Origin of the sequence: Ethanoligenens sp., from assembly GCF_047718355.1 — a bacterium.
GTDB lineage: Bacteria > Bacillota > Clostridia > Oscillospirales > Ethanoligenentaceae > Ethanoligenens.
This window is the reverse complement of sequence record NZ_JBDNLG010000032.1, coordinates 1-26,475: the sequence shown is the minus strand read 5'-3', so window position 1 is coordinate 26,475 and position 26,475 is coordinate 1. Positions and strand designations below refer to the sequence as shown.

Annotated in this window: 30 protein-coding genes and 3 pseudogenes; 7 read left to right on the top strand and 26 right to left on the bottom strand. The window is 51.8% G+C overall.

The genetic code is table 11. The features are described 5' to 3' along the window. The 13 genes from ABF463_RS06785 to ABF463_RS06725 all read right to left on the bottom strand — a co-directional run. Positions 1 to 166, bottom strand: a 166-nt coding sequence (locus ABF463_RS06785) for a DUF6133 family protein (RefSeq protein ID WP_415532816.1), incomplete at its 3' end; no start/stop codon positions are given. A 103-nt stretch (positions 167 to 269) separates the two neighbouring features. After that, complete coding sequence (locus ABF463_RS06780; protein WP_415532809.1) at positions 270 to 1,178, bottom strand: hypothetical protein; 909 nt, start codon at positions 1,176 to 1,178, stop codon at positions 270 to 272. Next, positions 1,175 to 2,101 carry a hypothetical protein gene (locus ABF463_RS06775; RefSeq protein WP_415532808.1) on the bottom strand — a complete coding sequence of 309 codons (927 nt, stop codon included), beginning with the start codon at positions 2,099 to 2,101 and terminating at the stop codon, positions 1,175 to 1,177. Before ABF463_RS06775 ends, ABF463_RS06780 begins: the two co-directional genes overlap by 4 nt. A gap of 95 nt (positions 2,102 to 2,196) precedes the next feature. After that, entirely contained in the window at positions 2,197 to 3,171 is a 975-nt protein-coding gene (locus tag ABF463_RS06770) for an aldo/keto reductase (protein ID WP_415532807.1), read from the bottom strand. 69 nt (positions 3,172 to 3,240) lie between these two features. Then, positions 3,241 to 4,575, bottom strand: a complete 1,335-nt coding sequence (locus tag ABF463_RS06765; RefSeq protein ID WP_415532806.1) for an ATPase, T2SS/T4P/T4SS family — start codon at positions 4,573 to 4,575, stop codon at positions 3,241 to 3,243. After that, positions 4,572 to 5,288 (bottom strand): hypothetical protein, encoded by a 717-nt coding sequence (locus ABF463_RS06760; RefSeq protein ID WP_415532805.1) that lies wholly within the window; start codon positions 5,286 to 5,288, stop codon positions 4,572 to 4,574. Before ABF463_RS06760 ends, ABF463_RS06765 begins: the two co-directional genes overlap by 4 nt. Continuing rightward, positions 5,285 to 5,998, bottom strand: coding sequence for a Flp pilus assembly protein CpaB (locus ABF463_RS06755; RefSeq protein WP_415532815.1), 714 nt, complete (start codon positions 5,996 to 5,998; stop codon positions 5,285 to 5,287). The genes ABF463_RS06760 and ABF463_RS06755 overlap by 4 nt, the downstream gene beginning before the upstream one ends. Before the next feature lie 22 nt (positions 5,999 to 6,020). Beyond that, positions 6,021 to 6,614, bottom strand: coding sequence for a prepilin peptidase (locus ABF463_RS06750; protein WP_415532804.1), 594 nt, complete (start codon positions 6,612 to 6,614; stop codon positions 6,021 to 6,023). Then, the gene (locus ABF463_RS06745; RefSeq protein WP_415532803.1) at positions 6,611 to 7,168 is read right to left on the bottom strand and encodes a hypothetical protein; all 558 of its coding nucleotides are present in this window, start codon (positions 7,166 to 7,168) and stop codon (positions 6,611 to 6,613) included. Before ABF463_RS06745 ends, ABF463_RS06750 begins: the two co-directional genes overlap by 4 nt. Before the next feature lie 17 nt (positions 7,169 to 7,185). Next, a complete protein-coding gene (locus ABF463_RS06740) occupies positions 7,186 to 8,271 on the bottom strand; it encodes a replication initiator protein A (RefSeq protein WP_415532802.1) in 1,086 nt (361 codons plus the stop codon). A gap of 16 nt (positions 8,272 to 8,287) precedes the next feature. Beyond that, positions 8,288 to 9,226 (bottom strand): ParB/RepB/Spo0J family partition protein, encoded by a 939-nt coding sequence (locus ABF463_RS06735; RefSeq protein WP_415532814.1) that lies wholly within the window; start codon positions 9,224 to 9,226, stop codon positions 8,288 to 8,290. 585 nt (positions 9,227 to 9,811) lie between these two features. Next, complete coding sequence (locus tag ABF463_RS06730; RefSeq protein ID WP_415532801.1) at positions 9,812 to 10,636, bottom strand: ParA family protein; 825 nt, start codon at positions 10,634 to 10,636, stop codon at positions 9,812 to 9,814. Positions 10,637 to 10,649: 13 nt separating this feature from the next. Continuing rightward, on the bottom strand, positions 10,650 to 11,615 hold the full coding sequence (locus ABF463_RS06725) for a DUF3991 domain-containing protein (RefSeq protein ID WP_415532800.1): 966 nt from the start codon (positions 11,613 to 11,615) through the stop codon (positions 10,650 to 10,652). A 101-nt stretch (positions 11,616 to 11,716) separates the two neighbouring features. On the opposite strand from ABF463_RS06725, the gene ABF463_RS06720 reads away from it, so the two are divergent. The 3 genes from ABF463_RS06720 (at position 11,717) to ABF463_RS06710 (ending at position 13,240) form a co-directional block, all read left to right on the top strand. Next, positions 11,717 to 12,553, top strand: a complete 837-nt coding sequence (locus ABF463_RS06720; RefSeq protein WP_415532799.1) for a plasmid pRiA4b ORF-3 family protein — start codon at positions 11,717 to 11,719, stop codon at positions 12,551 to 12,553. Positions 12,554 to 12,654: 101 nt separating this feature from the next. Beyond that, positions 12,655 to 12,939, top strand: coding sequence for a type II toxin-antitoxin system Phd/YefM family antitoxin (locus tag ABF463_RS06715; RefSeq protein WP_415532798.1), 285 nt, complete (start codon positions 12,655 to 12,657; stop codon positions 12,937 to 12,939). After that, complete coding sequence (locus ABF463_RS06710) at positions 12,923 to 13,240, top strand: type II toxin-antitoxin system RelE/ParE family toxin (protein WP_415532797.1); 318 nt, start codon at positions 12,923 to 12,925, stop codon at positions 13,238 to 13,240. The genes ABF463_RS06715 and ABF463_RS06710 overlap by 17 nt, the downstream gene beginning before the upstream one ends. Positions 13,241 to 13,338: 98 nt before the next feature. On the opposite strand, the gene ABF463_RS06705 is transcribed toward ABF463_RS06710, so the two are convergent. The 5 genes and pseudogenes from ABF463_RS06705 to ABF463_RS06685 all read right to left on the bottom strand — a co-directional run bounded on the left by ABF463_RS06705 (position 13,339) and on the right by ABF463_RS06685 (position 17,416). After that, positions 13,339 to 13,695 (bottom strand): hypothetical protein, encoded by a 357-nt coding sequence (locus ABF463_RS06705; protein ID WP_415532796.1) that lies wholly within the window; start codon positions 13,693 to 13,695, stop codon positions 13,339 to 13,341. Between the two features lie 667 nt (positions 13,696 to 14,362). After that, positions 14,363 to 14,929, bottom strand: a complete 567-nt coding sequence (locus tag ABF463_RS06700) for a zinc ribbon domain-containing protein (protein ID WP_415532795.1) — start codon at positions 14,927 to 14,929, stop codon at positions 14,363 to 14,365. A gap of 101 nt (positions 14,930 to 15,030) precedes the next feature. Continuing rightward, positions 15,031 to 15,408: a hypothetical protein gene (locus tag ABF463_RS06695; RefSeq protein WP_415532794.1), complete on the bottom strand. Its 378-nt coding sequence runs from the start codon at positions 15,406 to 15,408 to the stop codon at positions 15,031 to 15,033. A 495-nt stretch (positions 15,409 to 15,903) separates the two neighbouring features. Continuing rightward, a pseudogene (locus tag ABF463_RS06690) lies at positions 15,904 to 17,001 on the bottom strand (VirB4 family type IV secretion system protein); the annotation flags it as partial. Beyond that, entirely contained in the window at positions 16,994 to 17,416 is a 423-nt protein-coding gene (locus tag ABF463_RS06685) for a PrgI family protein (RefSeq protein WP_415532793.1), read from the bottom strand. The gene ABF463_RS06685 and the pseudogene ABF463_RS06690, both read right to left, overlap by 8 nt. Positions 17,417 to 17,950: 534 nt before the next feature. On the opposite strand from ABF463_RS06685, the gene ABF463_RS06680 reads away from it, so the two are divergent. After that, positions 17,951 to 18,424: a hypothetical protein gene (locus ABF463_RS06680; protein WP_415532792.1), complete on the top strand. Its 474-nt coding sequence runs from the start codon at positions 17,951 to 17,953 to the stop codon at positions 18,422 to 18,424. A 264-nt stretch (positions 18,425 to 18,688) separates the two neighbouring features. On the opposite strand, the gene ABF463_RS06675 is transcribed toward ABF463_RS06680, so the two are convergent. Together ABF463_RS06675 and ABF463_RS06670 are read right to left on the bottom strand one after the other, a co-directional pair. Further along, on the bottom strand, positions 18,689 to 18,847 hold the full coding sequence (locus ABF463_RS06675) for a hypothetical protein (protein ID WP_415532791.1): 159 nt from the start codon (positions 18,845 to 18,847) through the stop codon (positions 18,689 to 18,691). Positions 18,848 to 18,864: 17 nt separating this feature from the next. Then, positions 18,865 to 19,725: pseudogene (locus ABF463_RS06670) on the bottom strand (VirD4-like conjugal transfer protein, CD1115 family); the annotation flags it as partial. Between the two features lie 295 nt (positions 19,726 to 20,020). On the opposite strand from ABF463_RS06670, the gene ABF463_RS06665 reads away from it, so the two are divergent. Further along, positions 20,021 to 20,938: an alpha/beta hydrolase gene (locus ABF463_RS06665; protein ID WP_415532813.1), complete on the top strand. Its 918-nt coding sequence runs from the start codon at positions 20,021 to 20,023 to the stop codon at positions 20,936 to 20,938. On the opposite strand, the pseudogene ABF463_RS06660 reads toward ABF463_RS06665, so the two are convergent. From ABF463_RS06660 to ABF463_RS06635, 6 genes and pseudogenes are all read right to left on the bottom strand, one after another. After that, positions 20,925 to 21,329: pseudogene (locus ABF463_RS06660) on the bottom strand (PcfB family protein); the annotation flags it as partial. The gene ABF463_RS06665 and the pseudogene ABF463_RS06660 overlap by 14 nt on opposite strands. Then, positions 21,274 to 22,194, bottom strand: a complete 921-nt coding sequence (locus ABF463_RS06655) for a hypothetical protein (protein WP_415532790.1) — start codon at positions 22,192 to 22,194, stop codon at positions 21,274 to 21,276. The pseudogene ABF463_RS06660 and the gene ABF463_RS06655, both read right to left, overlap by 56 nt. 30 nt (positions 22,195 to 22,224) lie before the next feature. Beyond that, on the bottom strand, positions 22,225 to 22,359 hold the full coding sequence (locus tag ABF463_RS06650; protein WP_415532788.1) for a relaxase/mobilization nuclease domain-containing protein: 135 nt from the start codon (positions 22,357 to 22,359) through the stop codon (positions 22,225 to 22,227). After that, a complete protein-coding gene (locus ABF463_RS06645) occupies positions 22,310 to 22,672 on the bottom strand; it encodes a relaxase/mobilization nuclease domain-containing protein (protein WP_415532787.1) in 363 nt (120 codons plus the stop codon). Before ABF463_RS06645 ends, ABF463_RS06650 begins: the two co-directional genes overlap by 50 nt. Continuing rightward, on the bottom strand, positions 22,645 to 23,004 hold the full coding sequence (locus ABF463_RS06640) for a plasmid mobilization protein (protein ID WP_415532785.1): 360 nt from the start codon (positions 23,002 to 23,004) through the stop codon (positions 22,645 to 22,647). The genes ABF463_RS06645 and ABF463_RS06640 overlap by 28 nt, the downstream gene beginning before the upstream one ends. A gap of 147 nt (positions 23,005 to 23,151) precedes the next feature. After that, positions 23,152 to 24,015: a DUF3991 domain-containing protein gene (locus ABF463_RS06635; RefSeq protein WP_415532784.1), complete on the bottom strand. Its 864-nt coding sequence runs from the start codon at positions 24,013 to 24,015 to the stop codon at positions 23,152 to 23,154. 166 nt (positions 24,016 to 24,181) lie between these two features. Between ABF463_RS06635 and ABF463_RS06630 the strand changes: the two genes are divergently transcribed. Together ABF463_RS06630 and ABF463_RS06625 are read left to right on the top strand one after the other, a co-directional pair. Continuing rightward, positions 24,182 to 26,131 (top strand): DUF262 domain-containing protein, encoded by a 1,950-nt coding sequence (locus tag ABF463_RS06630; protein ID WP_415532812.1) that lies wholly within the window; start codon positions 24,182 to 24,184, stop codon positions 26,129 to 26,131. Between the two features lie 98 nt (positions 26,132 to 26,229). Beyond that, a complete protein-coding gene (locus ABF463_RS06625) occupies positions 26,230 to 26,391 on the top strand; it encodes a topoisomerase DNA-binding C4 zinc finger domain-containing protein (protein WP_415532811.1) in 162 nt (53 codons plus the stop codon). Positions 26,392 to 26,475 lie beyond the last annotated feature (84 nt).

The following is a 26,475-nucleotide window of genomic DNA, read 5'->3' as shown; positions in this document are numbered from 1 at the left end:
GAGCGTACAGGCTGACGAGCAGCAGCATCCCCAGCACGCAGGCGATCAAAATCTTGGCGGCTGTATCCACATACATTTCCCCGGAACGGGCGCGGACGGCGCGGACGCAGAGGGTTTCCGCGCCGTTTTTGACTTTGACGGCGGTGCGGATAACAGCGGACTTCATTTTCTGAAACATGGAATCTCCTTTGGTCGCGGTGAATGCGGACAGGCGGGCATCACCCCTTTCAAAGCAGAGTATCTATGGCAACCGGCAGCGCCGGAAATTGTTATGCTTGAAAGAACACCTGCACGCTGTTCCAGATCATGGTGCCAAACAAAATCGCGTAGAGCACCAACATAGAACCGAGCATTGCAAGGCTCGCGGGGCGCAGCTCATCCGGGCGTTTGGCCGCCTCGGCTTTCAGACGGTTCCACTCCCATTCGCGGAGCTGCACATCCAGCCCATCGAGATACACCTGCATGTCCTCGCCTTTGTCGATTCCGATGAGCGCCCGACAGAGGGCCGAGGCGTGGTCACTGGAAAGGCGGGATTCGAAGCGGTTTAAGGCGATTTCCCGATCTCCGGTTGCCATATCCGCAATCAGGATGTCCAGCTCCTTGCGCATGGCAGGCCCGGCCACATGCCGGTAGCGGTCGAGGACGTAATACACGTCCGGGCTGCCCGCTTCGGCGTCCAGCCCCCGATGAACGGCGTCGGTCAATTTCGGCAGCTCGTCGGCCAGCTCTGCCCGATACGCTTTGGCGCTTCGGCCCGTGCGGCTCATCTCCAGCCGGAACACTACGACAGCCAGCAAAACGAACATGGAGCCGAACAGGGCAAAAAACAGGTTGGACAACAGCGCGGCGGCGATGAGCAGCAGGATCGCCGGGACGGCGGCAAGCAGCGCCATCACGATGGCAAAGGCAACATAGTATTCGGGGGAGCAGTCCATATCCGCGAACGCCAGCCGTTTGGCGAGCTGCCGTTTATACGTCGCTTCCAAAGGGAGGATACGGGAAAGTGGCCGCGCCAACGGTGCGGCAAGGGCTTCGCTCAATGCCGTGCGCCCGCCGTCCAGCGTGGCCAGCACCCGCACGGCCCGCGCGGAGGGCAGATGTGCCCATGCGCAAAGCAAAAAATACAACCCGCAGGCCGCAAGGAGCGCCACGGCGGGGATCATCCAAAGTTCCATCATGCCGCCGCCTTTCCGTAAGTCACGGGACGCGCCGCGTGGACGGCCTTATACACCGAAAACAGCACGGCCCCGGCCATGACCGCCAGCGCGCATTTTCCCTGTATGGTCTGAAAAAGAATGGTTTTGAAATCTCCAAACAGAAAGCAGAGTACGGGAATGTTGGAAAGCGCCATCGCCATGACGATGAACATTTGCTGCAACGGGCGCGGTAGCAGAGAATCCAGCTCGTTCTGCGCGCGATTTTGCCTGCCGCATTTCTCCACGATGCCGTGCAGCATCTTCTTTTGGGCCGGGTTGACGATGCAAAGCTGCATGGCGTCGCACCATTCCCGCCAGATGGCCTGATCGACCATGCCGCGCACCTTTGTCAGCGCGCGGGAAACGCTGGGATCGACCACCCGACATTGCCGCAGAAATTCCGCGAACACGGATTCCACGGGCGGGTGGATGTGACTGATGTTTTCCTCCACTGCCCATTCCAGATTGCCGGTGCGGGCGTAGCTGCTTGTCACCAACGAGAGCGCCGTGAACAGCTCATCGCGGCTCTCTTTCTGGAAATGAAACAACGACATTTGCACGGTAAAATGCGGGATGAGCAGTCCGAACAGCGCCAGCACCACGGCAAGCAACGGATTGAGCAACGCGACGCCGATACCCGCGCCGATCACGGCAAACAGGACGGACAGGCGCTTATACCTCCCGATTTTTTCTCCGCGTCCGGTGATACGCAAAATTTCATCCGTGCGTGCAAACTGCGATTGCAAAAAGTTGGTACGCGGAATGCCCCGCACGGCCAGCAGGTGATCCGCCAACGTGGGCGTGCGCCGGTGAAACAAGCGCTTTGTCAGTTTCGCCGGGTTTACCTCGAACAATAAAAAAAGACCGGCGCAAAACGCGACGGCCATAAACACAGGAACGATCAAATCGGGTTCCCCCCTAACAATATAAAATTGGGCAGAGAAAAGCCCGCCTTGCGGCGGGTTGCGTTCATTCAAATCAGGAATAGCGACAAGCGGATTTATTTCGTGATAATCGTGTTCAGTTTTGGAAAATCCTGCTGACCGCTGACGCAATCAACATTTCCAAACATTTGGGCCAGCTTTTGCAGCACTGGAACCGGCAGCGGCAGCTCTGAAATGCTCCGCAGATTTTTTTTCAGATGTTCTGCCGAGCTTGTTCCGGTCAGTGTCACGTCGATTCCGTTCGTATGCCGGCAGAATCGGTAGGCAGCCTCCATAATGGATTTGGCGGTTCCATCCTGCAGCAGAAAATCGAGGGTGTGATCTTCCTTCACGAGGGAGGTATCCACCTGCCCGTTGGCAATCATTTTTTGAATGTCCAGTTTCAGCATTTGGGGATCGGAGAGGGCGCTGCGAACAGCAAACATGCAAAGTGCTCCGACTTTCTTTGCCTGCATCATCGGTAAAACGGTTTTCGCCGCCGAAGGGTTCAACAGGTTATATCCTACCATCATAACGTCCCACAGATCATCATTCAATGCCAGTTTGAGCATTTGATGGGTGGTATCGCCTCCAAATATCTCCGTAATACCAAAGAAGCGAATTTTGCCCTTTTCGCGCATTTTAACAAGTTCGGGGTAAAAGCGGTCGCGCGCGGCAATGTAATCTCCTGGGAATACGCCATGAAGATGATAAATATCGATACAATCTGTGCGCAGCTCTTTCAAAGAGGCATCCAGATTCGATTCCAGCGCCGCGGATGGCTGCATGGCGCCATCCTTCCGGTATGGAAATTTCGTGGAGAGCACATAGCGGTCACGCGGCACATCTCGGAGTGCCTGGCCAACAGCCGGTTGTGTTCCGTAGGCAGTAGCCGTATCAAAAAAATTGACGCCGTTTTCATATGCACAACGGATAATGCCACATGCATGTTCTTTTCCCTGTGAAAACAGACCCAGCCGGCTGTGACCGCCGCACCCAAGGCCCGCAACTGTCACAGAAAGTCCTGTTCTGCCAAGCACGGTTTTTTCCATTTATATCACCTCTGGATTTTATTATAAGGCCATGTTCATGACGATTCAACAGGATATAATCTATAAAAGTTATATGAATTTTTGCAGCGCGGCCAGCGGCGCGCCGTTGCCGAGCAGGGCTTCCTGAAGCTGCCCGGACAGCCTTCCGACCTGTTCAAACTGCCCGACCACATGGGTTCCGGTTTCGGTTTTCACGTTGTCTCTCACAGCAAACCGGAACAGCGGGCGGGTTTTCACAGTGCCTCCCCGCACGCCCTCCGCCTCCAGAATCTCCATGCACCGCCGCTTGCCGTCCGCCATGTATTTGAGATGCACGGACACGGGAAACGCCTCGACCGCATAGCCGAGCAGCGTGGATGCCAGTTCATTGGAACGCTGCTGGCAGAGTGTGACGATGCGGGGATACGCCGCCTTTGCGTGGGCGCAGTGGATGGTGGTGTGGACGGCCATGCCTGTTCGGGCGGTTTCCTGTGCGGAATATGCCTCCTCGCTGCGCATTTCTTGCGGAATCAGGTAATCCAGATCGTAACGGAGGCAGTATTCCAAAAGCCGGTTCGGATTAAAATTGCTCTCCGGCTTCTCCGAGGGGCGCGTGAGCAGGCTCAAAACCTGATTGGTGGGCCTGCCGTGTGCATCAAAGCACCGGAGCGTCAGCTCCCGGCTTCCTTCCTCAATGGTGCCGATGCGCACGTCCCGCTTTTTTGCCACGATGGAAAGCAGGTAATTGAGTAAAGCAGTCTTGCCCGCGCGGGGCTTGCCGGAAAACACCATGTTCGCGCCGTAGAGCATGAACAGCACCAGCATCTCCAGCATGTCGGAGGATAATTCATCGCCGTCGATCAGGCGTTCACCGGATACTGACTGCGGGCGCACGATGCGGATGGAAGCGTACACGCCCGTGTCTTTCGGCACAATGGGCGTGGTGAGGACGGTATTTCGCACGCCCTCCACGATGTAACTCACCGCGCCCGGCGTATTTTCGTTGAGCACGCCCGTCCGGCTCCGGCTGATCATGTGCTCCATCATGCTGCGGGCATGGCGCGGTGAAAGGAATGTTTCCTCCAACCATTCGTCGGGCCGGTCGGTGAATTTCAAAACAATGCCGTTCCAGCCGTTGACGTTGATTTCTTCCAGCGTCGGGTAATCCGGCAGGTGGTTCAGATATTTCGCCAGCACGGCGGACACACCGCCCATGTCCTCCGCCAGATCGGCGCAGATGGCGGGCAGCGGACGGCTCGTTTCCACGCGCCGGTTGATGAGGTATCGCTCGATGATCCCCGGCAGTTGCTCCGGCTTGTTGACGGCCTCCGGCGTTTCGGCGGACACATATTGCTGGACAATCTCAAACATCCGCTGGTATGGGAGGACATCCCCGTCCTGAAAGGTAAAGCGGTCGGAAATCATGTCGCACCTCCCGTAAAGGCGTTTGCGGCCTTTTCCACCGTCTGCCGGTATGTTTTGTCCGCATACGGCGTAAACAGGCGGCTTTCGGTCAGCTTCGCGTGGGCCTCCGCCGTCTGCGGCAGGACGGCAAAAAAAGAACCGTGCAGGCGATTCGCGGTTTCCTCTACGGGATCGTCCGCCGCGCGCGGGCAGGCGATCCAGAGGCTTTCGCCCGTGCCCTTTTCCGGGGGACGGCTTTTCTGCCAGAGCAGGCCACGCGGGCCGGGTTCTACCAGCGTAAAGCGGGTGCCCGCCAGTTTTACGGCGGCGCGCGTCAGCGCCTCTCCATATGCGGTGCCGTCCACCACCACCTGATGGGCCAGCGTGGACGCGATCTGTAACAGGCGCTCGGCCCGTTCAATATTCGGAGGGGTGTAGCGGTCGGACGCTTCGCCGGGCAGATACCCCAGCAGGCCGAGGCTTTGCCGGTTGCCCTGCGGCAGATATGCGCCCGCCGCCACACTCTCCGCCGTCAGCTCACGCTCCAAAATGCCGCCGAGCGAAACCGGCTTTTTTGCGGGGGCATGTACCCACAAACCGAACGCCGGAACAAAAGCGTTTGGGGAGATGAGCAGCGTATGGACTTTTTCGTGTGCCAGCCTTGCGGCCAATGCTGCCGCGAACGTCGTTTTCCCGATGCCGGAACCGCCGCAGATGAGGGTAATGTTGCTCACGGTTGCACCCCCTGCAAAAGCGCGTCCTGGTTGGCAAGCAGTTCCTTCGCTTTTGCGGCATCGCCACGCGATACCAGCGCAAAGGCGATTTCGTTCTGCCCCAGCGCGGCCAGCGCGCTAATTTGCTTCTGGTTTACATACAGGGTGACGGTAGCGGGCTGATTGCTGCCGGAGGACGTGGAAGCCGCGTTGGCGCTCTGCCCGTTGGAGGCGGTGACGCCCTCGACCTCGACGTATTGCAGGGCGTTCAGACTTTCGGATGAGGTGCTGACCGCGTTATTGCCGGTGTTCTGCGCTGGCACGACCACCTGCACAATATCGCTGCTTTGCAGCTTGCCGGAAACGCTGTCCGCGAGATTTTTCACCGCGACACTGTAGAGCATTTTCCCGTCCGAAAGGGTCTCGCCCGGCGCATGGCCGGAGAGCTTGCCGCTCGTGATGATGTCGTGCGGCTGGATTTCTGTCGCGGCATACGCGCCCACAATCTGCGCGGTATTCCCAGTGATGTTCACCGGCAGCCCTTTTTTGCCCATCTCCACAGTCTCCAGCATAGAGGCCGTGATTTTCGTGCCTGAAGGGATCTCCACCTTGGCGCGCACCACCAGTTCCTCGGCACTCGACGCCGTATTGGCAGCAAACCACTGGGCACCACCCACGGCAACCGCCGCCGCGACGCACAGCGCGCCGATGGTCGTTTTCTTCAATTTCATATAGATCAAAACCTCCCGATTTTTATAGGATGAGAGAACGCCGGAGGACACAGGAGAGCGTCAGCACCGCGACGCACCCGACCATGTAGGCCGGGGCAAACGGGAACGACGCTTTTTCCTTTTCGTCGGCTGTGTCCGGTTTCTTGCGTCCGATACACTTCATGCCGCCGTACAGCACGAACCCCACCAGCCCGATGAGCAGAGCTAGGTAACTGCCCAGCCAGCCGAGCGCCAACCCGGCGCTCCCGGCCAGCTTCACGTCCCCGCCGCCGATGGAATGGCTGAATAAAGCCAGCATAAACAGCGGAAAACCGCTGAGTAACGCGCCGAGCAGCGCCGACACGATACCCGGCGCGGAGGGTGCCAGCGCCAGCTTCAAGACGCCCGCTGCCAGCAGGAGCAGCGGCGCGGCGTTGGAAATCTCCCTTTGCTTTACGTCTTTCACGGCGGCGAAAAGCAGGCCCGCCAGAAACAGCGCCATGTCCAAAAGGAGCAGAGCAAAAGGCGGCTGTCCGTGTGGAACAGCCGCCTTTCCCTTATACAGCAGAAGCGTTGTGAACAAACCGCAGAACGCAGCCACGCCACCGCACAAGCCGAGCGTCCGTTTCCACGTCATGGCGTCTGCCCCCTGTCCAGCCCCGGAACCGGGCGTTCCATTTCCAGCGCGAGGGTGCGCGGCAGGAATACCAGCCCGGATTCCAGATAGAGGTTTTGCAGAGCCGAAAGCCTTGCGCGGGGCGGTACCTCCGCCGCGATGAGCGAACGCAAAAGCAGCCTTGCCGCCGCGTTGACTTCCCGGTACGGATGTTTGAGCGGATGCAGCTTCAAGCGCCCGGTCAGAAGGCCGTCCATGACCTCCCACACAAAATCCATGAAGGCATCCGCCTGCGGCTGGTGGCTCCACCGGCAGACCTCCATCACGCCACAGCGGGTATACACCACTGTCTGGTATGCCTGCCCTTCAAGGGTGTGGATGGTGGATGTGCGGGAAAGCGGGTCGAGCCGGTCGCGGTGGCGCTCATGCACCTTGGCAATGCCGTTGCGCGGATTGACGTAACCGAGCGCGCGCCCGATCTGGTCGCGGGTCATGTATGCCTCGCCATCGTCGGCAAAAATGTCGCAGTCCGTGTCCCGGAACCGGGCGGATTGCAGATAAAAGACCTCATCCATTTTTCTCGTTCCTCCTGTCAAGCCGTCCAAAACTGCGCGCGGCCCTCGGCTTCGCGCGCTTTATCCTGCTCGTACCATTCGTCGTAGGCCAGCTCCATCCGCTCCGGCGCATGGTACAGGACAGCCAGCATATAGGCCCGCAGATTGCGGATGGGGGCCTGATTCCGCCGCAGGTGTTCGAGCAGGTATCCGACATGCCCATCGTCGAGAGAAAGCAGCCGTTCCCGCACCTCCGGCATGGGAACGTCCTCGCCGGAGATACGCAGAGCCGGGCGGTGATCGCACATAGCGTCCGCCAACAGAGACACCACGTTGTCGATCCGGCTTTTCTCGTCAGGCCGGTCATGGAGCAGGATGTCATAAGCGATGTTTTCCCGGATGGTCTGGCACACCGCCTTACGCTCCAGCCGTTCGGGCGTTTGACGAGGAAAGCGCAGGATGGATCGGTCGGTCTGGTTCTCATCCGTCTGGTTCTTTTCAGTCTTACTTGGTGCCGGAAAACGGGGGTCTGCCGCCCGGATTTCGGTATCCGGCCCCCCGGATTCCGGCTGGCAGGGTGCCGGATTTCGTTGCCCGGCGCTGGTTGGGGATGCAGCCTCCGGCCCGCTTTCCACGTCCGGTTGAAAATCCGGTGGAAAGCGTGGGGATTCAGTGGACAAATCCGCCTGCTCCGGCATAACGGCGGGGAAAGAATCCGCTTCGGGTGCGGTCGGTGCTTCCGGTTCTGGCGCTGGTTCCGCTGTTGCGAGGGGCTTTTTGTAGACGCAGGCAAAATCGCACACATAGACGCGCTGGGCGCGGCCCGTCTGTCTGCCGCGCTCGATCAGCGCCGCCTTTTCCAGTTCGGCGTAAAGCCCGGTCGCTTTGGTGCCGCCGCATCCCAGCGTCGTTTTGATCTCCTCGATGGTGAAGTAGATGAACACACGCCCGGCCTTGTCGGCCCAGCCGTTGCGGATCGAAAGTCCCATGCGGTCGAGCATCAGGGCGTACAGCACCTTGGCGTCTGTCGAGAGGTGGCGATACCGTTCATCCAGGAACAGCACCTTCGGCAGACGAAAAAAGCCCGCGCGCACATCGGCGGCGGGCGCTGGCAGTTCGGACATTTTCTATCCCTCCCGTTTAGCGTTCCATTTCCCGATCCCGCTGGCGCTTGCGCTGCCACTGTTCCAGCAGATGAAGGATGGTGTCCTGCATCTGCTTGGGCGTATACGACGCGGGAAAATATTGCTTGACCTGTTCTTTGGAAATGGAGATTTTCTGCGTCTGGTCGGGTTCCTCGCTCATCGTGATGTCGATGGCGTCGTTGGAGAGTTTGCCGTCCTGGCTGGCTTTTTTCATGCGCTGCGCCTGCGAAAGCGAGGGCGTGGACTGCTCACTTTCCATCGCGTCGAGCAAATGGCGCTGCTCGTCCTCTTTCAGAAACGAAAGTTCCACGGCGGGATTGAATGCGATTTTCTTTTCGTCCACCATTTGGAGCAGCTCCGGGACGAGATAAGTAAGCCGGATAAAACGGGAAATTTGGTTGCGGCTTTCGCCTACCTGCTCCGCCAATACTTCATCTGCTCGCGTGTGATTTAACTTCGTCCCAACTTGGGACGAAGTTAAATCCGTTCTTTTTCCCTGCCTTTTCATGGCATCCAGCTTCATCTTGAAGGCAAACGCCCGTTCGCTGGGAAGGATGGTTTCACGCTGGAGATTGCTGTCCACCATGAGGATGGTGGCGGCGTCATCGTCGAGATCGCGCACGATCACCGGCATGGTTTTCCGCCCGGCCAGCTCACAGGCGCGCTTGCGGCGGTGCCCGGAAATCAGCTCATACCCGCCCTCCGGTCGAGGGCGCGCAATGGCCGGGGACAGCACGCCCACCAGCCTGACGCTCTCCACGGTGATTTTCATGGATTCATCGTCGCGCACCTGAAACGGGTGGTTCTGAAACGGGTAAAGCTGCTCAATGGGAATGCGCTGCACACGCTCCAGCGCATCGTCCTGCCGCTCCGCTTCGGTCTTGAACAGATCGTCCAGCGGGGTCAGGCGGATGTTTTTGGCGCTGCTTTTCATATCCATATTGCTCTCCTTTTTATGAGTGGCCGGATCTGCCCAGCTCCAACTATGTTTTTGGTTTGTAAAATGGAGGTCCGTTTCGTCCGTCAGGCGGCGGTTGAAAAAGTCCTCCATCTGCTTTCTGTCCGCCGCCATCCGCAGGCAGCGGGCTTTTGCGCCGACAAAGGCGCTAAAGCGTTTCCCGCCCTGATGGTCGGCAACAAGGATATAGGGTTCCGTCACGTCCCGGAATGCGCGCGGCTGGCTGTTTTCGTCCAATATGGGCTGAAAGCGGTGAGGCGTCCGTGTATACATGCCGTCCATCCCCGCGCCGCCGATGTAATTGCCGTCGGCGTCCTTTTCCGATTCCAGCAGGGCAAAGCCGTTTGCCAGCATGAAACCCGGTTCCTCGCGCTTCTTCCAGAGGCCGACCGGCACTGTCCGAGACTGAATGGCGATTTCGGCGCTCTGCCAGATAGACAACAAAAAAACCGCGCCGGTCACCTGATCGGTCGCGGTTGCCAAAATTGTATGCTCTGCCGGGGAGCCTGCCCCGACGTGCTTCGTTTCCATGTGCGTCACCTCCTGTATTGGGCGGGGCGGCTATAAACGTTCCGGTTCGTCTCGCTTGCGCTTGTGCTGGCGCTCCCGCATTTTCAAAACCTCCTGCGTGAGCGCCTCATAGGCCGCCGCCACTTTGCCCTGCGGGTCATAGGTGTAGATGCTCTGGCCCACGGCGGTTGCTTCCGCCGCGCGCACCGAAAACGGGATATTCTGCTCAAAAATCCGTATCCGGCCCGTGTAGCTGTTCCGCAGGAGCGCCATGATCTCCTTTGCGAAATTGGTGCGGGCATCGACCATCGTAAACAGAATGCCGTCGATTTTCAGATCGGGATTGATCTGCCTGCGCACCTGCGCGATGGTTTTCAAAAGCTGTTCCAGCCCTTTGATGGGTAGGTATTGCGCTTGGACGGGAATCATCACGCTATCCGCCGCCGCAAGGGCGTTGATGGGCAGCATCCCAAGCGACGGCTGATTGTCGATCAAGACATACTCGTACTGATCACGCACGGTGGAGAGGTACTGGCGCAGCACGGTTTCGCGGCTCATGGCGTTGACGAGCGACACCTCCAGCCCCGCCAGCTCGATATTGCCGGGCACCAGATCCACGCCCTCTTTCATATGAAGAATCCCCTCGCCGGGGGAGATGGGAATGTCCTGTACAACCTTTTCCATGAGGTGGGCGAGCGTGGTTTTCAGTTCGTCGGGGCGCTCAATCCCCATGCTAATGGAGAGCGAGGATTGCGGGTCCATATCGACCAAAAGCACCTTTTTGCCGCTTCTGGCGAGGCCGATCCCCAAATTCTCGCAGGTAAAACTTTTTGAAACGCCGCCTTTTTGGTTTTCAAGCGCAATCACATGCGCCATAGGCAACCTCCCTTCACCGCGCCGCCTGCCGGACAGCGGCGCGCTTTTGTTCGCGTCCGCGCATACGCTGCCGTTTGGCAACGAGCATGTTGTTGTAATCCTTTCCATACCTCCGGGGCGGCGGGCAGAAAATCAGGCGGATAGACCGGCCTTTCAGGGATTCATCCTCCATCACCGCGCGCTGTAGCCCCGTCGCGCCTTTGATTCCGGCCTCGTCGTTGTCCACGCAAATCTCCACTGTGTTGATAGCGGGATGGTCTTGCAGGTATTGGAGCAGCGCCCGTGCCGCCGTGCAGCCGAGCGAGAGATACGCGCAGTCCCGCCAGTTCTCCGACTGGAGCTTTTGGAGCTGCGCCACGGAGAGCGCGTCGATGGGGCTTTCCGCCGCCACAACCCGGGGACAATCCGCAAAGCGTGGCGGCAAGACAAAACCATACCGCTTGTCGCTGCTCTCGACCTCCTGCTTGAAGTCCCCATAGGTGCCGCGCAGGGCGGCATACCGGGCTATTCCGGCGGGATCAAGGCCGACAAAGACACAGTTGTGGTACTTTCTGCTCTCATATAAAATGTTGGCCTCTATGCACGCCTGAACGATCTCTCCACCGATGCCGCGCCCTTGCAGATAACTCAGCACATGGGCGGGAAAACGCGCAGCTTCCGGCAGGCAAAACGGCTTGCGCGGTTCGATTGGCTGAGGAGGCAAAGGGGGCGCACGGCCGACGCCGTCCGAAAGCAGCTCTACGGCCTCCACGAAACCCATGTTCCGGACGTGAACAAGGTACGAAAGTGCATCCTTCCCGCCCATATCTTCCTTAAACCAGTGCCATTTGCCGTTGCTGATCTTGAGACTGCCGTGTGTGGCCGCGCTGTACTCATGTGGGCCGGTGCGCACCAGTTCATCCGGCTCGTATCGCTGCATATAGGAAAGCAAGTCCCATTCTTTGGCGCGGGCGATCTGTTCCTTGTTGACGCCGGGCATTCTACCTCCTGTTCGATATCGGGTTAGCGCAAATTGGCTCTGTTCGCTCAGGCATGGCTATGATATAATCAGTTTATAATTCAAAAAATGAGGCGAGCAGTTTGAAAGCATATACGTTGAAAATATTGCTAAACAATTCCAGTCCGGCAGTTTGGCGCAGTTTAAAAGTTCCTGCTTCCATCACCTTTCAGCGCCTTCATGAAGTGATTCAGGGAGCTATGTTGTGGCAAGATTATCATGAATTTGAATTTATATCGCTGGAGGACACATATCGTTTTGTCAGGGATCAGGAAATTATCGACGAGCAAAATGCCATGGATGAACAGGATAGACCCAAGTGGCAATATAAGTTGGCAAAGAAAGTGCAAATTGATCGTTTCTTGACGCGGGACAAAAAGGTTTTCTATACATACGATTATGGTGATTACTGGAATATAGACGTCACTCTGGAATCAATTTGCGAAAATTACGACAAACCATATGCAACCTGCCTAGCGGGTGAACATCCTGCGCCGCCAGAAGATGTAGGCGGTTGGGAAGGATTTCAACAGTTTCTGGAAGTGTTTCGTGACCCTGCCAACGAAGACCATGAAGAAATGGTGGAATGGAGCGAGGGGTGGAAAGATAAATTCGACAAGCAAGCCATCAATTCCGCTCTCCGAAAAGTAATTTTGAAAAGGGCTCCGGTTGCACCGTCCGTGCGGGCGTCAAAGGCCGTACAGCCACGAGCGGACAATGTGATAGACCTTTCTTCACCCCGCGCAAAATGGCTCGCGTTGCCGCAATCGTTGCGAGAACAATTGCTCAGAAACGCGTATTGCCCTCACTGTGGGATAACGGAGATCATTGATTACCATATTTCGTCTGAAAAACAGATGGTTTATATTGAAGGAAAATGTAAGAAGTGCGGTAAAGCAATCAGCCGTTGTCTGGACTAAAGCACGCGGCTGTTTATTAGGGTAGCTTTACATCGTACACAGTGCATGGTATAATAAGCATATTATAAGAGTACAATAATGCTACGAACGGAGGTGGATTCATGACCATCAAGCCATCGGCAGCGATCCGGAAGAATTACAACGAAATTGCGGAACTCTGCAAAACCTCAGGCGAGCCGATCTACCTGACCCGAAACGGGGAGGGCGATCTCGTCGTGATGGACATTGAAGCGTTTGCCAGACGGGAAAGTATGCTCCGCTTGCGGGAGCATTTGGTTCAAGCTGAGGAAAGCCGACTGAATGGCAATGCGGGCCATTCTATCGAAGATGTTGCCGCTTTGATGCAAAAAGCCGTTCAGGAGACATTGCATGGCAGCCGACAATAAAAAATACAAAGTGACCGTATCAGACGGCGCAACACAGATGCTCGTTTCGCACGCGCGTTTTCTTGCGAAAGTCAGTGAAAAAGCCGCCAGCGACCTGATTGCCGAATTTACTGAAAAAGCAACATCCCTTGAATCTCTTCCGGAACGCAATCCCTGGGTGGACGATCCGAATCTTCCGGATCGGAAATACCGGAAGCTGCCATTGGGAAAATGGCTGCTAATGCTCTATCAGGTCCGGTCGGACTTCGTTTACATTGATTATGTGGTAGATTGCAGGCAGGATTGTGGCTGGTTGAAATAACCTTGCGGCATGGGATGGCCCGCATAAATATCCGACCCGGTTCGCTTGTAATATGAACTGGGCCGGATATTTTTTATTGCTTTTGTAAAAAGCCAAATTTACCGCACTCCGGCTATAAAGTCCTCCAATGTTTCGTCAAAATTCAGTGCATAAATATGCATGAAATAGGCGAAAGCGGCATCATTCTGAAACTCAGTTTTCAATTCGCGGGTAAAATCAAGGCCGATTTGACGATACAGAATCTGCAACATGCCGAACATCTCCGCATATCGCTTTTCTTCATCCAGAAATGAAAGCAGGGAACGGAGCCGGTTAATCAGTTCTTCGTCGTCTTGCGCGATTTCCCACACAGTTTCTACAAACGGCTGCACGACTGCATTTGCGGTCAAGGCAAGTTGCCCCGTGTCGATCAAAGGAACAGGGTAAGCCTTGTTTTGAATCGAATTTTCCTTCATAAGATGATCCCTCCATTTACGGTCAGAGGGCATCTGGATTTATGTGGGAGGCGAACCCTTTGCGGTCGGTCTGGCTACACCCCACGGCATATACATTTTTATGCATATCATTTTCCCAGAGTTTGCGTTTTTGCGTTGAGTGATTTCTCTGGAATGGCGCGATGAAACTCCGGACAAAAAGAAACAGCCAAACGCATTCTCCGCATTTGGCTGTATAATTTACACAAAACATTGCAGGCGTTCTCACTGTACTGTTCAATATTCGTATAAACTTTTTAACGAAAACTGAACACTGCGCGAGAGCGCTGCGTTCGCAACGCAGAGGTCAGCGGTTCGATCCCGCTTATCTCCACCACATAAATCCAGTGCCCATGCGGGTTGCTGGATTTTTTCATGCCTAAAAATAAGTAGCTACGTTATAACGGAGACCGCCTCCTTCGGGGAATCACCCCCGATGTTGCTACATCGAAATTTCGTATATAGATAAGAAAATGCGCGCATTTTTATGCGCTTTTGAATGGCTTATTGTAGTCCAATATCTGGTGGACGGAGATGTTGAAGTCGATGTCCAGCGAATAATCCTTATGAATGGATACCTTTTGGATCAGCTGGGAAGCAATCATCCTTTTCTCGGCGATATTGCACTTATCCCACAGCTCAGACCAGTTTACCACGCGGCCATAAAATTTGATAATTCTTCCTGCCAATGTGCCAGATCGACTTTGGCTTGTTTGACAGCCTTCTCAGCTTGATTGACCAGTCCGTTTATGATATCCATACTCAACGGGCTTTCGCCGCGTATCACCTTTAGCACCTCGGACTGATAATCATTCAGTTCCTCGTTCTTGCTGTCGAGTAGACGCTGAGCCTGCTCCAATTGGGACTGGCAAAAAGCCTCTTGCCGGCATACCTGAACCTGAATGACCTCTTTTTCAGGAATGGCCTTGATGTAGACGAACAGCCTGTGGATGGATTCCGCAACCAGTGCGTCCACTTTTTCAGAACGGTAAGTATTTTGCCCATCGCAGAGATCGGGATGCCGAACCTGGTTATGGTACTGATACCGTAACCTCACATTGTGGATGACTATACCGTCTACGCGCGTGTAATTTTTACCGCTGGTGGTCAACACCATTTTATGGCCGCAATGACCGCAGTAGATCAGGCCGGATACTAGTGCCTTACTCTTGTTGTTCAGCGGCACAGCAGAATGCTTTTGCGTCCGTTGCTCCATGATTTCCCGCGCCCGATGGAATGTGTCCTCATCGATAATCTGCAAATTCGGAAATATTTCGGACTGCGATTCTCCGCTACGCAGGATGCCGAGATAAGCTGCTAGAACAGGAAATAATGAATCGAAAGGGTATAAATTTTGCCAATACGACTATCGTAAAGATGCTTAAAAATCGCTACCTCCTCCAAAGTAGTTACTTTAAGCGCCTCAATTAGGACCTCATCGTCCTGTGTCACGAAAAGCCTTTGACTGGTATCCTGAATTTCATCAGTTAATTCTTCATGTTTGCTAATAAGTTGCTGGTGCCGTAAAAAATCAATTCTCGCGTGAATAACGACTTTTTCAATGTAGTTTGTGAACCTGTATAAAGTCGAATTATTATCTGATACCTCTTCCTCGCAAAAGCGATCATCATTAATAAAATCTGCCGGCTTTTTTAAACCTGCATTCCGTTGATTTTTTTCTGATTTATAATTCATTTATTTATCTTCCGCTTGGTATTTCAGTTGTGAAAACAAAGCGAAGAATTACGGATATCTGGCGATTTGACCTTTCCAAGCGGAAATGAGCATAAAAAACCCTTTCAGCCCTGTGAGCAGGGTGAAAGGATAAAAATAAGGCCGTATGAATGCCGCTGTTGGAAGCCATATGGAATCAAACAAATCTATTTACAGATTCATTTGCATTCATACGGCTCGTAGGAAGTCAGCGACTTTCATCGGCTCCAAGGCACGGTTCATATTTTGTTTTCAGAATAGAATTCAGTTTACCAAGCGAAACATAACTTCACCATTTCTGCGAAGCATTACATTATATATGGACTCTTTGCCGCATTTTCGGCATTTAGCCTGAACATGACCACGGGAATCCTCAAAGACTACTATTGAGAGATGATTGCAGTAAACGGACGGACAAGTATCAGATGAAATCCTTGAAAAAATCCGAAAACACTCATCCGGAACAGAACGCCTTAAAACAAGAAATCTGAAATGTCCTGTGACGGGGTTTGCACTATCGTCGTAGCTGTCGGACATATCCAGTGCGTTGATGTGGTTCTTAGAGGTGGCCGAAATGGTGACAATCTCGCCGCCGAGAGCATTTGTCAGAGCCGAATACTCTCGTTCCGGGTCGATGATGATAATATCAGAGTCGCCGGCGAGCATGAGATTGACGATCTCCCGCTTTCCCATGAAGCTCTTTCCGGAACCGGGAACACCTAGGATGATGCCGTTACCGTTGAGAAGCTGTTTTCGGTCGGCGATAATCATGTTTTTGCTGATAACGTTCTGACTATAATAGATGCCGCCCGGATGGGAGATCTCCGGCGCACGGAACGGGATAAATACGGACGTGCTTTCGGTGGTCAGCGTCCGAATAGCGTCGATCTTCCGCAACCCATATGGCAGAACGGTGTTGAGCCCGTCCATCTGCTGGTAGGTCAGGGTAAAAAACTGACAAAGGTGCTTACGGCCCGTGGAGAAAAGAGCCTCGGTGTCGCTGTCGAGTTGCTCCTTGCTGTCAGCCAGATGCACGATAGTGAAAACGCCGAACATCATGCGCTGGTCGCGGGTAGTCAGATCGTCGAGAAAATCCTTGGTTTCCTTGCGTTGCTGTTCCATGTTATAGGGAATGACAGTTGAAAAGTTGTTTGCTGCCGAAACGGTAATGTATTTATCCTGTACGATGCCGCTCGCGCCAGTGGCCTTGTCGAGCAGCATCCGGTTGTATTCCTTCCGGTACTCATCCATGCAGTCGCCCTTCATCGGGAGTAGAATAGACTTCTCAAAATCCATGCGGTTGAGACGCCGGTTACGAATGGTGATTTTCGTGGTTGCTCCGCTGTCAAATGAATTGAGCAGTTCTGCGTACGAGAGGAACAGCGCTTCCTTATCTTCCTTTGAAGCCACCGCATAATTGATGTCGTCGAAGCGGTACGATTTTGAAAATTTGTTCCCGACACGAAAAATCCCATCCGGCCAGATAGCCCAGATAGGAATGACGTCCTGCACACCTTTTGGAACTACGAACCGTTCACTATCCTGCCTGAAAATATTCTGAAGAGTTTTAATCATGGTGCTTTTCCTTTCTCACCGTAAGTACGGCGCTCAACTTGTTTATGATTGTATCCAGCAGAGGCTTTCCGGATGCATTCGGATGCTTGATGGCCGGTTTTAGGGCCTCGTAATATATGTTTGTGGCACGGAATGTCAGGCGTTTGGGCATAAAAATTTCAGATTTGCGAAAAGCCCAGACAAACTTCTCTGCCGCCATGCCGTGCCAGGTGATAAACCCAAGGGCGGCAAATGGGGCCGCACCCAGGATGCACATCCAACTCAATGTTTCCACGCCAAAATGTGCCCGTAGACCGAAATACAATCCAACGGCGACGCCCACCGATAGAATAGAAAAGATGAGTTGACGCAGGGACAGACCGAAAAACATGCTTTCAGTGTAGGCCTGGATCTCCCGGTTAATTTTAACTTCCAATGTGTTACCCCCTTCAGGTATGAAAAAGCCCGCTAAGAAAGCTCACACTTTCTCGGCAGGTGATAATTGGATTTATCGATTTTTTGAATATGAAATAAATTGACGCTCCCCACATTTTACTTTTTTGAAATAAGATACGATAATGGAAATAAGGAAGGAGTGGTTGTAATTATGCCAATCGCTGTACTTATTTCCCTCTGCCTCACGGTAGGGTTGTTTATTCTCTCTCTTCGACAAAATTAGTTGCATGGTAGAAAAAGGCATACTCGGGTGTTATAATATATAAGAACAGGCAATTAAACTGCGGGGTAAGCCACAGAATTAGTTGGACTGCAAAAGCTTACAATGAAGATTTCGAGGGTAGTTTTACTCTTAATAATATAGAAAAAGAAATATATGGTAAGCTTAGTTATCTGTCGGTATTGCAGGTGTGCATTTTAATAGAGTAAAAGTCCTCGCGAAAATTACACGTCATATTATGAGGTACATAGCAAAAAAGCTAAACTCAAAATACTATTTTGGAGGATAATGAAAATGAAAAAGCTTGCAATTATTACTCTTTGCGTGGCTCTGCTCATCACTGTGTTTACTGGGTGTAGTTCCTCGTCTGCAAACTCACACAACGGCGACAGTGCTCAAGCAAACTCAGCTGAAAACAAAAGCCCCCAAAAGCAAGCGCCTGACTTGACGGGTAATTGGAAACAAACGAACAGTAAATCCGATAGCTCCTACCAAGCCGCGACAATTAGCGGTGATACGATTGAAATTTACTGGGTTAGTGATAACGGCGATACAAAATCGCTTTATTGGGCTGGAACTTTTGTCGCCCCGACTGTTGCTGACGAACAATATAAATGGGATTCAAAGAATGACCATAGCAAAACTGAAAACGCCATACTCGCATCAAGTGATGATACTAAAACAATGACATACCAAAATGGTGTGTTAAGCTATGAAGCTTCCGCTATGGGGACGACTACAACAGTTAAACTCGAAAAGCAAAAATAACGACAAGATGGGTAGGCTCAGAAATTGAGCCTGCCCCATTTGTCATCTGCACTGTTCCGGCTTTTTGTCATGGATCACTGCATATTTGTCGTCTACATAGAAGCGACCTACAAACGGGTTGTAGATCGCGTGGCACCGGACACCGTTGTACTCAGCTAGATATCGTTGTCCCCCAGTCGTCTTAGAATAGTGGCTTCCCGCAGCTCACCGTTCAACGAATGAATGTGCATTTCTTCCCTGATTGGGAATCTGTCAAACATACGATCAACCTCCTGTAATCAGAGTCAGGATTTCTTTTGCAAAGGTGTTGACCACCTGAATGGGGTCATCGGTGGCGTAGGCAGGCACGGTGAACACGGCAACCGCGAGTACCAGTGCGCAATAGACGGCAAACCTCCGTTTGCCTTTTTTCGAGAGTTTCATGCTATCAATCCTTTCTTTCAGGCCGTTTTGGTTATGTTGAAATCCGGTTTATCCTTTCCCTCGATTTCTTCTTCGGACAGCAGCTCGTAGTCTCCCTGGGGGTCAAGATGTACCGAAAGCCCGTCGACGACGTGGTCGGTTTCTCCGTGTTGGTAGGGCTTCGCGCCACCGTCCGTTGTCAGCGAAACAAGAGGGTGCTTCATCAGGTCATACTTCCCGTCCTCCACGGGCCGTTCGCCCCGGATGAAAAGAAGTGCCTGCCGGTTGTCCAGCATCCGCACCTCGTCCGGGGTAAACAGTTCGCGGCCCGTTTGCTGGTAGTTAGTGGAGTAACTCCCGTTGTGCCCCCTGCTCAGGCCGTAAGTGTTGGTGTCCAGCTTTTCCTTGCCGAGCAGTTCCGATACGTATTTGTGGGTGCTTTGTTCATTGCCGCCGAGATACAGAAACTCGTCGCAGTTGCCGACGATGCTTTCCCAGGTATCCTTAAACAGCGCCTTGAGCTGTGCGAGGTTCTGCAGGATGATGGATACCGAGATTTCCCGTGAGCGCATGGTTGAAAGCAACTTGTCGAACTCGTCCGGCAGCGCGACATTTGCAAATTCATCCATGACGAAATGGGCATGAATGGGAAGTCTGCCGCCGTATTTGTAGTCGGCGACATACATTAGGTTCTGGAAAAGCTGGGTATAGAGCATCCCGACAATAAAATTGAAGCTGCTGTCGTTGTCTGGAATGACGGCAAACAGCGCGGTTTTCTTTTCACCAAGGGTGGAAAGTTCCATTTCATCCACCGTGGTTATGCTCGCGATTGAGGAAAGATTGAATTTCTCCAGTCGGACACCGAGGCTGACCAGAATGGATTTTGCGGTCTTTCCAGAGACGAATTGTCAAGGACTTTTTGGCTTTTTCCAAAGTTAATATCAGTAGGCATGGAATACCGACGAAAAGTATAATAAAGCAATAAAAATTTTATCAGCGTTCATTCTCAAGGTTTCTATTGCCTCCAGAAGCGCTAAAATCGGCGATTTGGGCTTTGAAAAGGTAAGCGCTGTTGTCCTGCCCCACAAGCCATTTCCTTGACATTCCTCTAAAACAAGGCTATTCTTTTTGTTAGGAATTGCTAACTTATTGCCGACTTGCCTATTCAATATTTTAAACGCATCTGCCTGCCCTATGGAGGAGCACCCTATGAGTATACGATACCGGATCGTGAGCTTTTTAGTCAAACGAAGTGGCATGAAGCGGATGTTTACGCTGCCAAAGGAAGAATTGCTGCGAAAAGTCGAAAAATACAACCGCAAACGCGGGTTCTGGATACCTTCGAGCAAAAGCGGCCGGTATGAGGACATCCGCATTCCCCCTTCCTTCCACTGCCTAAAGATGTCGGTCTCAAAAGGGTGCTCGGACAAAGCCATCCTGTTTTTGTTCGGTGGCGGGATGATGATCGGACCGGATGCGTATGACCGGAAAGTTGCCGCCGATATGGGTCGAAAAAGCAACTCGGACGTCTGGTTCCCCTATTATCCGCTGTGCACCGAATATAGCATTGCCGATACCTACGCCATGCTGTTTGAAACCTATCACCGGATGCTGGCGGACTACGCGCCGGAGGCGATTTCGTTTCTTGGTTTTTCCTCCGGAGGCGCGTTGGCGATCGGTTTGGGCTTGTACAACCATCAGCAAAAAGAATCGCTGCCCATGCCCCGCCAGATCATTGCGTGCTCGCCCGGTAATGTGCCGCAAAACGAAACAGAATTTGCGGAGGCAGAACGGCTTTCTCAAAACGACATCATGGTAGACGCCGCATTTCTGCACGATATGAAGGACATTATGGCGCACGGAAAAGCAGTGCCCGACTATCTGATTTCGGGGGCCTGCGGGGATTTTACCGGAATGCCGCCGATTCATTTTTATTATGGAACAAACGAGACGTTATACGCGGCAGCCCCGCATTTTGAGACGGCTTGCCGTCTGGCGGGAGCCCCTTATCACATGCACTTGGGAAAAGGCATGTGCCATTGCTATCCGATGTTCCCATACTTCCCGGAAGGAAAAATCGCTTACAGGGAAATTGCGGCGTTTTTGAAATAGACGTCTTGATCTTCGCGGTGTCCACCGTGGCGAGCTTGAACCGCTCGACGATGCGGTTAATCTTGGAAGCGTCCTCCGCCTGTACCATGATGTCGCACAGACCGTCGGCGCTCTTTTTATCCCGCAAAGCGCAGTACAATACGCCGTACCGCTTGGCCTCCTGACAGAATTTCTGCAAGTCCTCGTTGCGGACGGCAAACACCTTGAGTTCCTTGCCGCTGCGCAACAGACTTTCGAGCCTCGTTTTGCCCTTAGTTTTCTTTTGCTGTTTGAGCACAGCGTAGAGATAGGCGGCGAGGTTCTTTGCCCCGACGCCGGCGATCTTTGCCACAACCTCAATACTTTTGAGGCTCATGCTCACGACCTGATCTGCTGCCTCGCTGTTGTTCATGCTGCTGTTCCTCCTTTCGTGACTCTATATCCATACGGTTTGCTTCCGAGAGCTTTTGCCGCATGGTTTCTGAACGGATCAGAATCCCGTCACATAGCTTCACCTCCTCTCGCAGGGTTGAGATTTCTTTGGATACCGATGAAATGTTCTCCTTAATCTCCGCCCTGTGCGTTTCGTCCTTGCAGCGCCGAAGGCGGTTATATAGGGTAGTACGGTCGCTGGTAAGGAATTTTAGCTTTTGCTCCAAGTCGGATTTAAATGAAAGAAGCTGCCCTTTGTCCGAAATTTTCCGGGCACAGAGCAGCTTCGTTTCCGCAATGAGCTGGTCAAGATAACGCAGGTCCTCACGCAATAAAAAATGCGTCCGTTTCGTGGACGCACGGTGTTTGGGCAGTACGCCCATCTTATATAGGTAACTCAAATACAGAGCCTGAAAGCCGGTAACTTTTTTGGTTTTCTTCAATGAGCCCTTCACGAGGAAATGCTTTCGCGCCGGTTCCGGTAAAATCGGAGGACGGTTTGGAATCTCCTGACTCAGAATGCGTTCGTTGATGACTTCCTCCGTATAGTTGTCACCAAGCCTCCAGAGCCGGATAAACCGTTCCTTGCCCGGAGGACGCACCGCCATGTACTTGACGCCGGTTTTTACATCATAGCCTTGTTTTCGCAGGATAGCACGAAACTTCGTGGGGGTTGTAGACATGGACATTGCCGTGTCCACATCCGCCCGAACGATGCTCCGACAGGTTGGCTTGCCCTCTTTTTCTACTTTCCATTCGGCGTAGTGCTTAGATTTGCCTTTCTGCGGGTTTTCGATGACAGAGAGTGCGTATTCTTTGCAGAGGGAATCCGACGCCCGCCGCATTTCTGCGTAGGTCGTTAGATTGTCGTAAAATCACTTGCCGTCAATACAAGAAACAGAATTGAGAACATAGTGGTTATGCAGGTGGTGCTTATCCAGATGGGTGGGAACCACCACTTCAAAACTGTTCACCCCACAATTTCTTTGCCAACCGGACGCCGATCTCATGGGCAATCTCCGGTGTCGTTTCATCAGGATAAAAAGCCTGATACCCGTGAAACGCGAGGATGCCGTCTGTTTTCTGAAATCGGAGCTTTGTCCGCTCCATCTGCTCGCAGGCGGTCACAGGGTCGCAGTTGACACCGGTGACATAGAGTTGCTTTTCAGTTTTATAGTCCTGAGTTGTGTAGCCGAGCACATCCCGCAGGCCCTGAAAATCCGGACTTTCAAAGTCTCGGCTCTCCGTTTTCTGCAAATTGGTGGCGTAATTGAGCACCCTGTCAAGGCGATCAGTTACTTTCCAGATGGCGGTGGTGGCCATTCGATGTTCATCCTTTCCGGCGCGGTAAATGCTTCCTGAATATTTTGCACTTCCCGCCGCAGGCGATTTGCTTCATATTGAAATGTGGTTTTGTCAATGTGTTTAGTGGAGTTGGCTTGGGCCGCGAGCCGGTTGAGATTGTTGCCGATGGCGTTCAGTTCACGCAGAAGCGCATGATATTCAAGGGGCGGAAGTTCTTTCGGAACATATCCAGCAATTAACGAACGAATATAACTTTCCTGTGACAAGCCGGATTTAACAACATGCAATCTGAATTCTTTCACCTCATTTTCATTCAATCGAAAGGTGATTTTATGGCACCTTTTTAACATGGACACCCTCCGCTCAGAAAGGGGTTGCAGGGGCTTTTGCCCCTGACAAGCGAAAAATGCTGGCATTTTTCAATGCTTGCTGCAACACAGGACAGTCCTGTGTTGGGAACTGAATCGGATTTCTCCGTAACCGACTGACCGGAAAAACTACCGTTCGGGAGCCTTTATACGTTCCCTACACTCTTTTAGTATCATGCATAATTCATCATTCACGTCCTTTCTATGCTTCGGTGGTTCATCGGATATTGTGTAGGATTTTGATAAGAGGGCTTGAATCGCCCTTGTCGCCAGCCGCCCGGGCTCGTCATTGTCGAGGTGCATCGTGATGGTATCGATCATGTCTGGGCAATCTTCTAAGAACTGTATAAGGGCAGCGGGCGGAGTGCTTTCCTCCGCCCGCTGCCTTGGCTTATATATCCCCGCGAGGGAAAGGCAATGTTCGACTTGCCAGTCCCGCCCCGCCCGCAGTTCTAGTGTGCAATAGGATAATCGGTCGATGGCACTTTCAAACAGGTGTACACTGGAGCTACCGTTCCGAGCAGGTATGGTAGAGGAATAGTGTTTGTCGCTGCCATTTGCCTCCATCATGAAACGTCGGTTTTCAGTGCCACGGATGGCGGCATATTTCGGATTTCCATCTGTGCCGAATCCGACAAAAACAGCGTTGTAATGGATTCCTTTATCAAAGAGCTGGTGGCTTTCATAAAGCCGTCCGGTTTTGATACAATAATCGATCAGCCTGCGGTCAATGCCGCGCCCGGCAAGATAGGCAATCACGCGGTCGTTGAAATCGTTTTTCTCCGGCAGAAGCAACTTTTTAGGTTCCACCGGCCGGGAAAAAGAGTCCGGCCTGCACGTTGGGGGCAGCACCGCCATTCCATTGAGCTGGAGTACGGCGTCGGGTAGGGTTTTGTTACAAACGTGAATGAGGTAATCCAGTGCCGAACGTCCGCCGATGCCGCACGACCACCAGCACCACTTCCCGTTATTATCCGGAATTCCGGATAACAATGGTTATCACGAAAAAATAGTTATCACGAATCCGATGCAGAAACTCCAATATAGAGGCGATTCAGCATGACAGAATTCGTGATAACTTTTGAAAAGAAGATAACAGAAATATCTGCGGTGATTCAAGGTATTATCATTTGAGCCCAATCAATAACTTTAACGTTTCATCATCGTCAATTACAAATTTATCTATGGCAAAACGGAAGGCGATAAATTCATACCACTTGACGGGCAGCAGAGATTGACTACGCTTTTTCTTATTCACCTTTATGCATTTGCAAATGATGAATCAAAAACGAATTTGCTAAACAGATTTACTTATGAAACCCGGGCAAGTTCGCGTGAATTTCTGAAAAAGTTGGTTGAACATAGAGCATCACTTTTTTCGTCAAATATCAGGCCGTCGGATGAAATTTCTGACTCTGACTGGTATCAGTCGGAGTGGGACAATGACCCAACCGTTCAATCGGTAAAAATGGTTTTAGATGACATTGTAAGTATATTAAGCGGAATAGATAATCTTTGCGAAAAGCTGTCCAATTGCGAGGATGAGCCTGTGAAATTTAGCTTTTTGCCAATGGATGAGTTGGGGATGGAGGACAGTATCTACATCAGAATGAACGCCCGCGGACGGATGCTTACACCATTTGAAAATTATAAGGCACAATTGATTTCACGGGTTCAGCGGCTATGGGAAGATAAAGAATTGTGTATTAAGCCACACGATTTCGAACGCTGTATGGACGGCAAATGGACTGATTTATTTTGGACCAGGCGTCGAGATGACTTTGACACAGCATTCAAAAATTTCTTTGACATTTTGTTCACCAATTTTGCGAATCTGACTGAGAGGTGGGGCTACGTGAGTTCAGTTGAGGTTAAAGAAGTAACCGCACAAATGATTGAAGCCGCCTATTATACTCTCAATTATTTTTGCGCCGACGGCGGAAAAACCGAGGTTTGGTATTTGGTATCTAACTGCTTAGGTACACCACCATCGTTTATTCAAAGAGTATTGTTTTTTGCGGTTAGTGAGTATATGCTGCAAGCTAAAGGCGATATACAGCCATCACTCTACCAATGGGTCCGTATCATTTGCAACCTTACGAATAATACCAATGAGCAAATTGGACGCACAGAAAACTTCAGAGCGGCAATTCAGGCGATTGCCGCGTTGGTTCCACACTGGAACAACCTGCTTGAATATTTTGCAAATAATGCTATCGACATGAAAACATTCTCGCCTGCTCAGATCGATGAAGAGAGGATCAAGGCAAATTTAATTCTTCGTAATCCTGACTTTGCCGAGAAAATTCTGTCAGCCGAGAAGCATGGCTATTTCAATGGGCAGCTTCGCTCTGCTCTTGCGTTAGCAGAAATAACGTACGAAGTTGCAAACAAAGAAGAGGAAAAAGGCCTCAAAGAGAAAATGCTTGTCTTTGATATGTATTGGAGCAGGATTTCCGCCCTGTTTACTAGCAAAGAGCCAGTTTTCGGCGTTTTAATGCGCTGCGCTTTACTCTCATATCGGGATTACACATTAAGGACAGGTAGTTATCATTCGTTTGGTGTGGACAATCCCAGTGATCCGGTCGGCTTGAAAGCTTTGTTTGCTGACAGTTCAAAAACAGATTTAATTCGGGAATTGGTAGATGCATTTCCATCAGCGCAGAAGGATGACATTAAGTGCAGTCTGCAGGAAACTGTGAGTAATGCGGACATACCCGAAACCGACTGGCGCTATTGCTTTGTCAAATACCCTAAGCTGTTTGAATATATGAGCAGACAATATATGCGTATTTACAAGGGTGCAAACACTCTTATCGTCAAAAAAATTGCGACAAACGGACGCAATTACGAGGTATTTACATGTACACTCCGGTGCGTTCTCGAAAGTAAAAACAAGCCTTGTGAATACGATTGCGGGTTAGGCAACTATGGAGACCATTACGTCACAACTACTGTAAATGGAAAAAGTATTGTCATTAAGTTCGATCATAATCGGTTTATGGTGTATGATGCAAACATAGATAAGAATAAGGCAGAGGCCATTCTCTTCCAAACGAAAGAAAAACCACTGAGTGAGATTGTCAGCTATTTAGAGTATAATCCTTAAAACACAACCATATCTGAAAGTAACTCTTGTGGTGTTTTAATTACAGAGTTGGGTTCTGGTATCTGTGGCTACTTATTTTATTGAAAGCTATCGTTTAGCTGCTCAAGCCGACAATAAAAGGGTGGTTCGAATTTGAAAAAGCTACAGTTGGAAATAAATTCCTTAGATGTGAAGGCACTCTAATTGAACGGTATGGAAAGTATGGCTCATTTTTAGGATACTCCAATTTCCCCAAATGCAAGTTTTCAAAGCAGATATGATAGTATTTAGGGAAGCTGGATTTGTATTTCAGCTTCCCGTTTTTTATAAATGTTGCATGAGTATATTTATATTAAAAATACTAC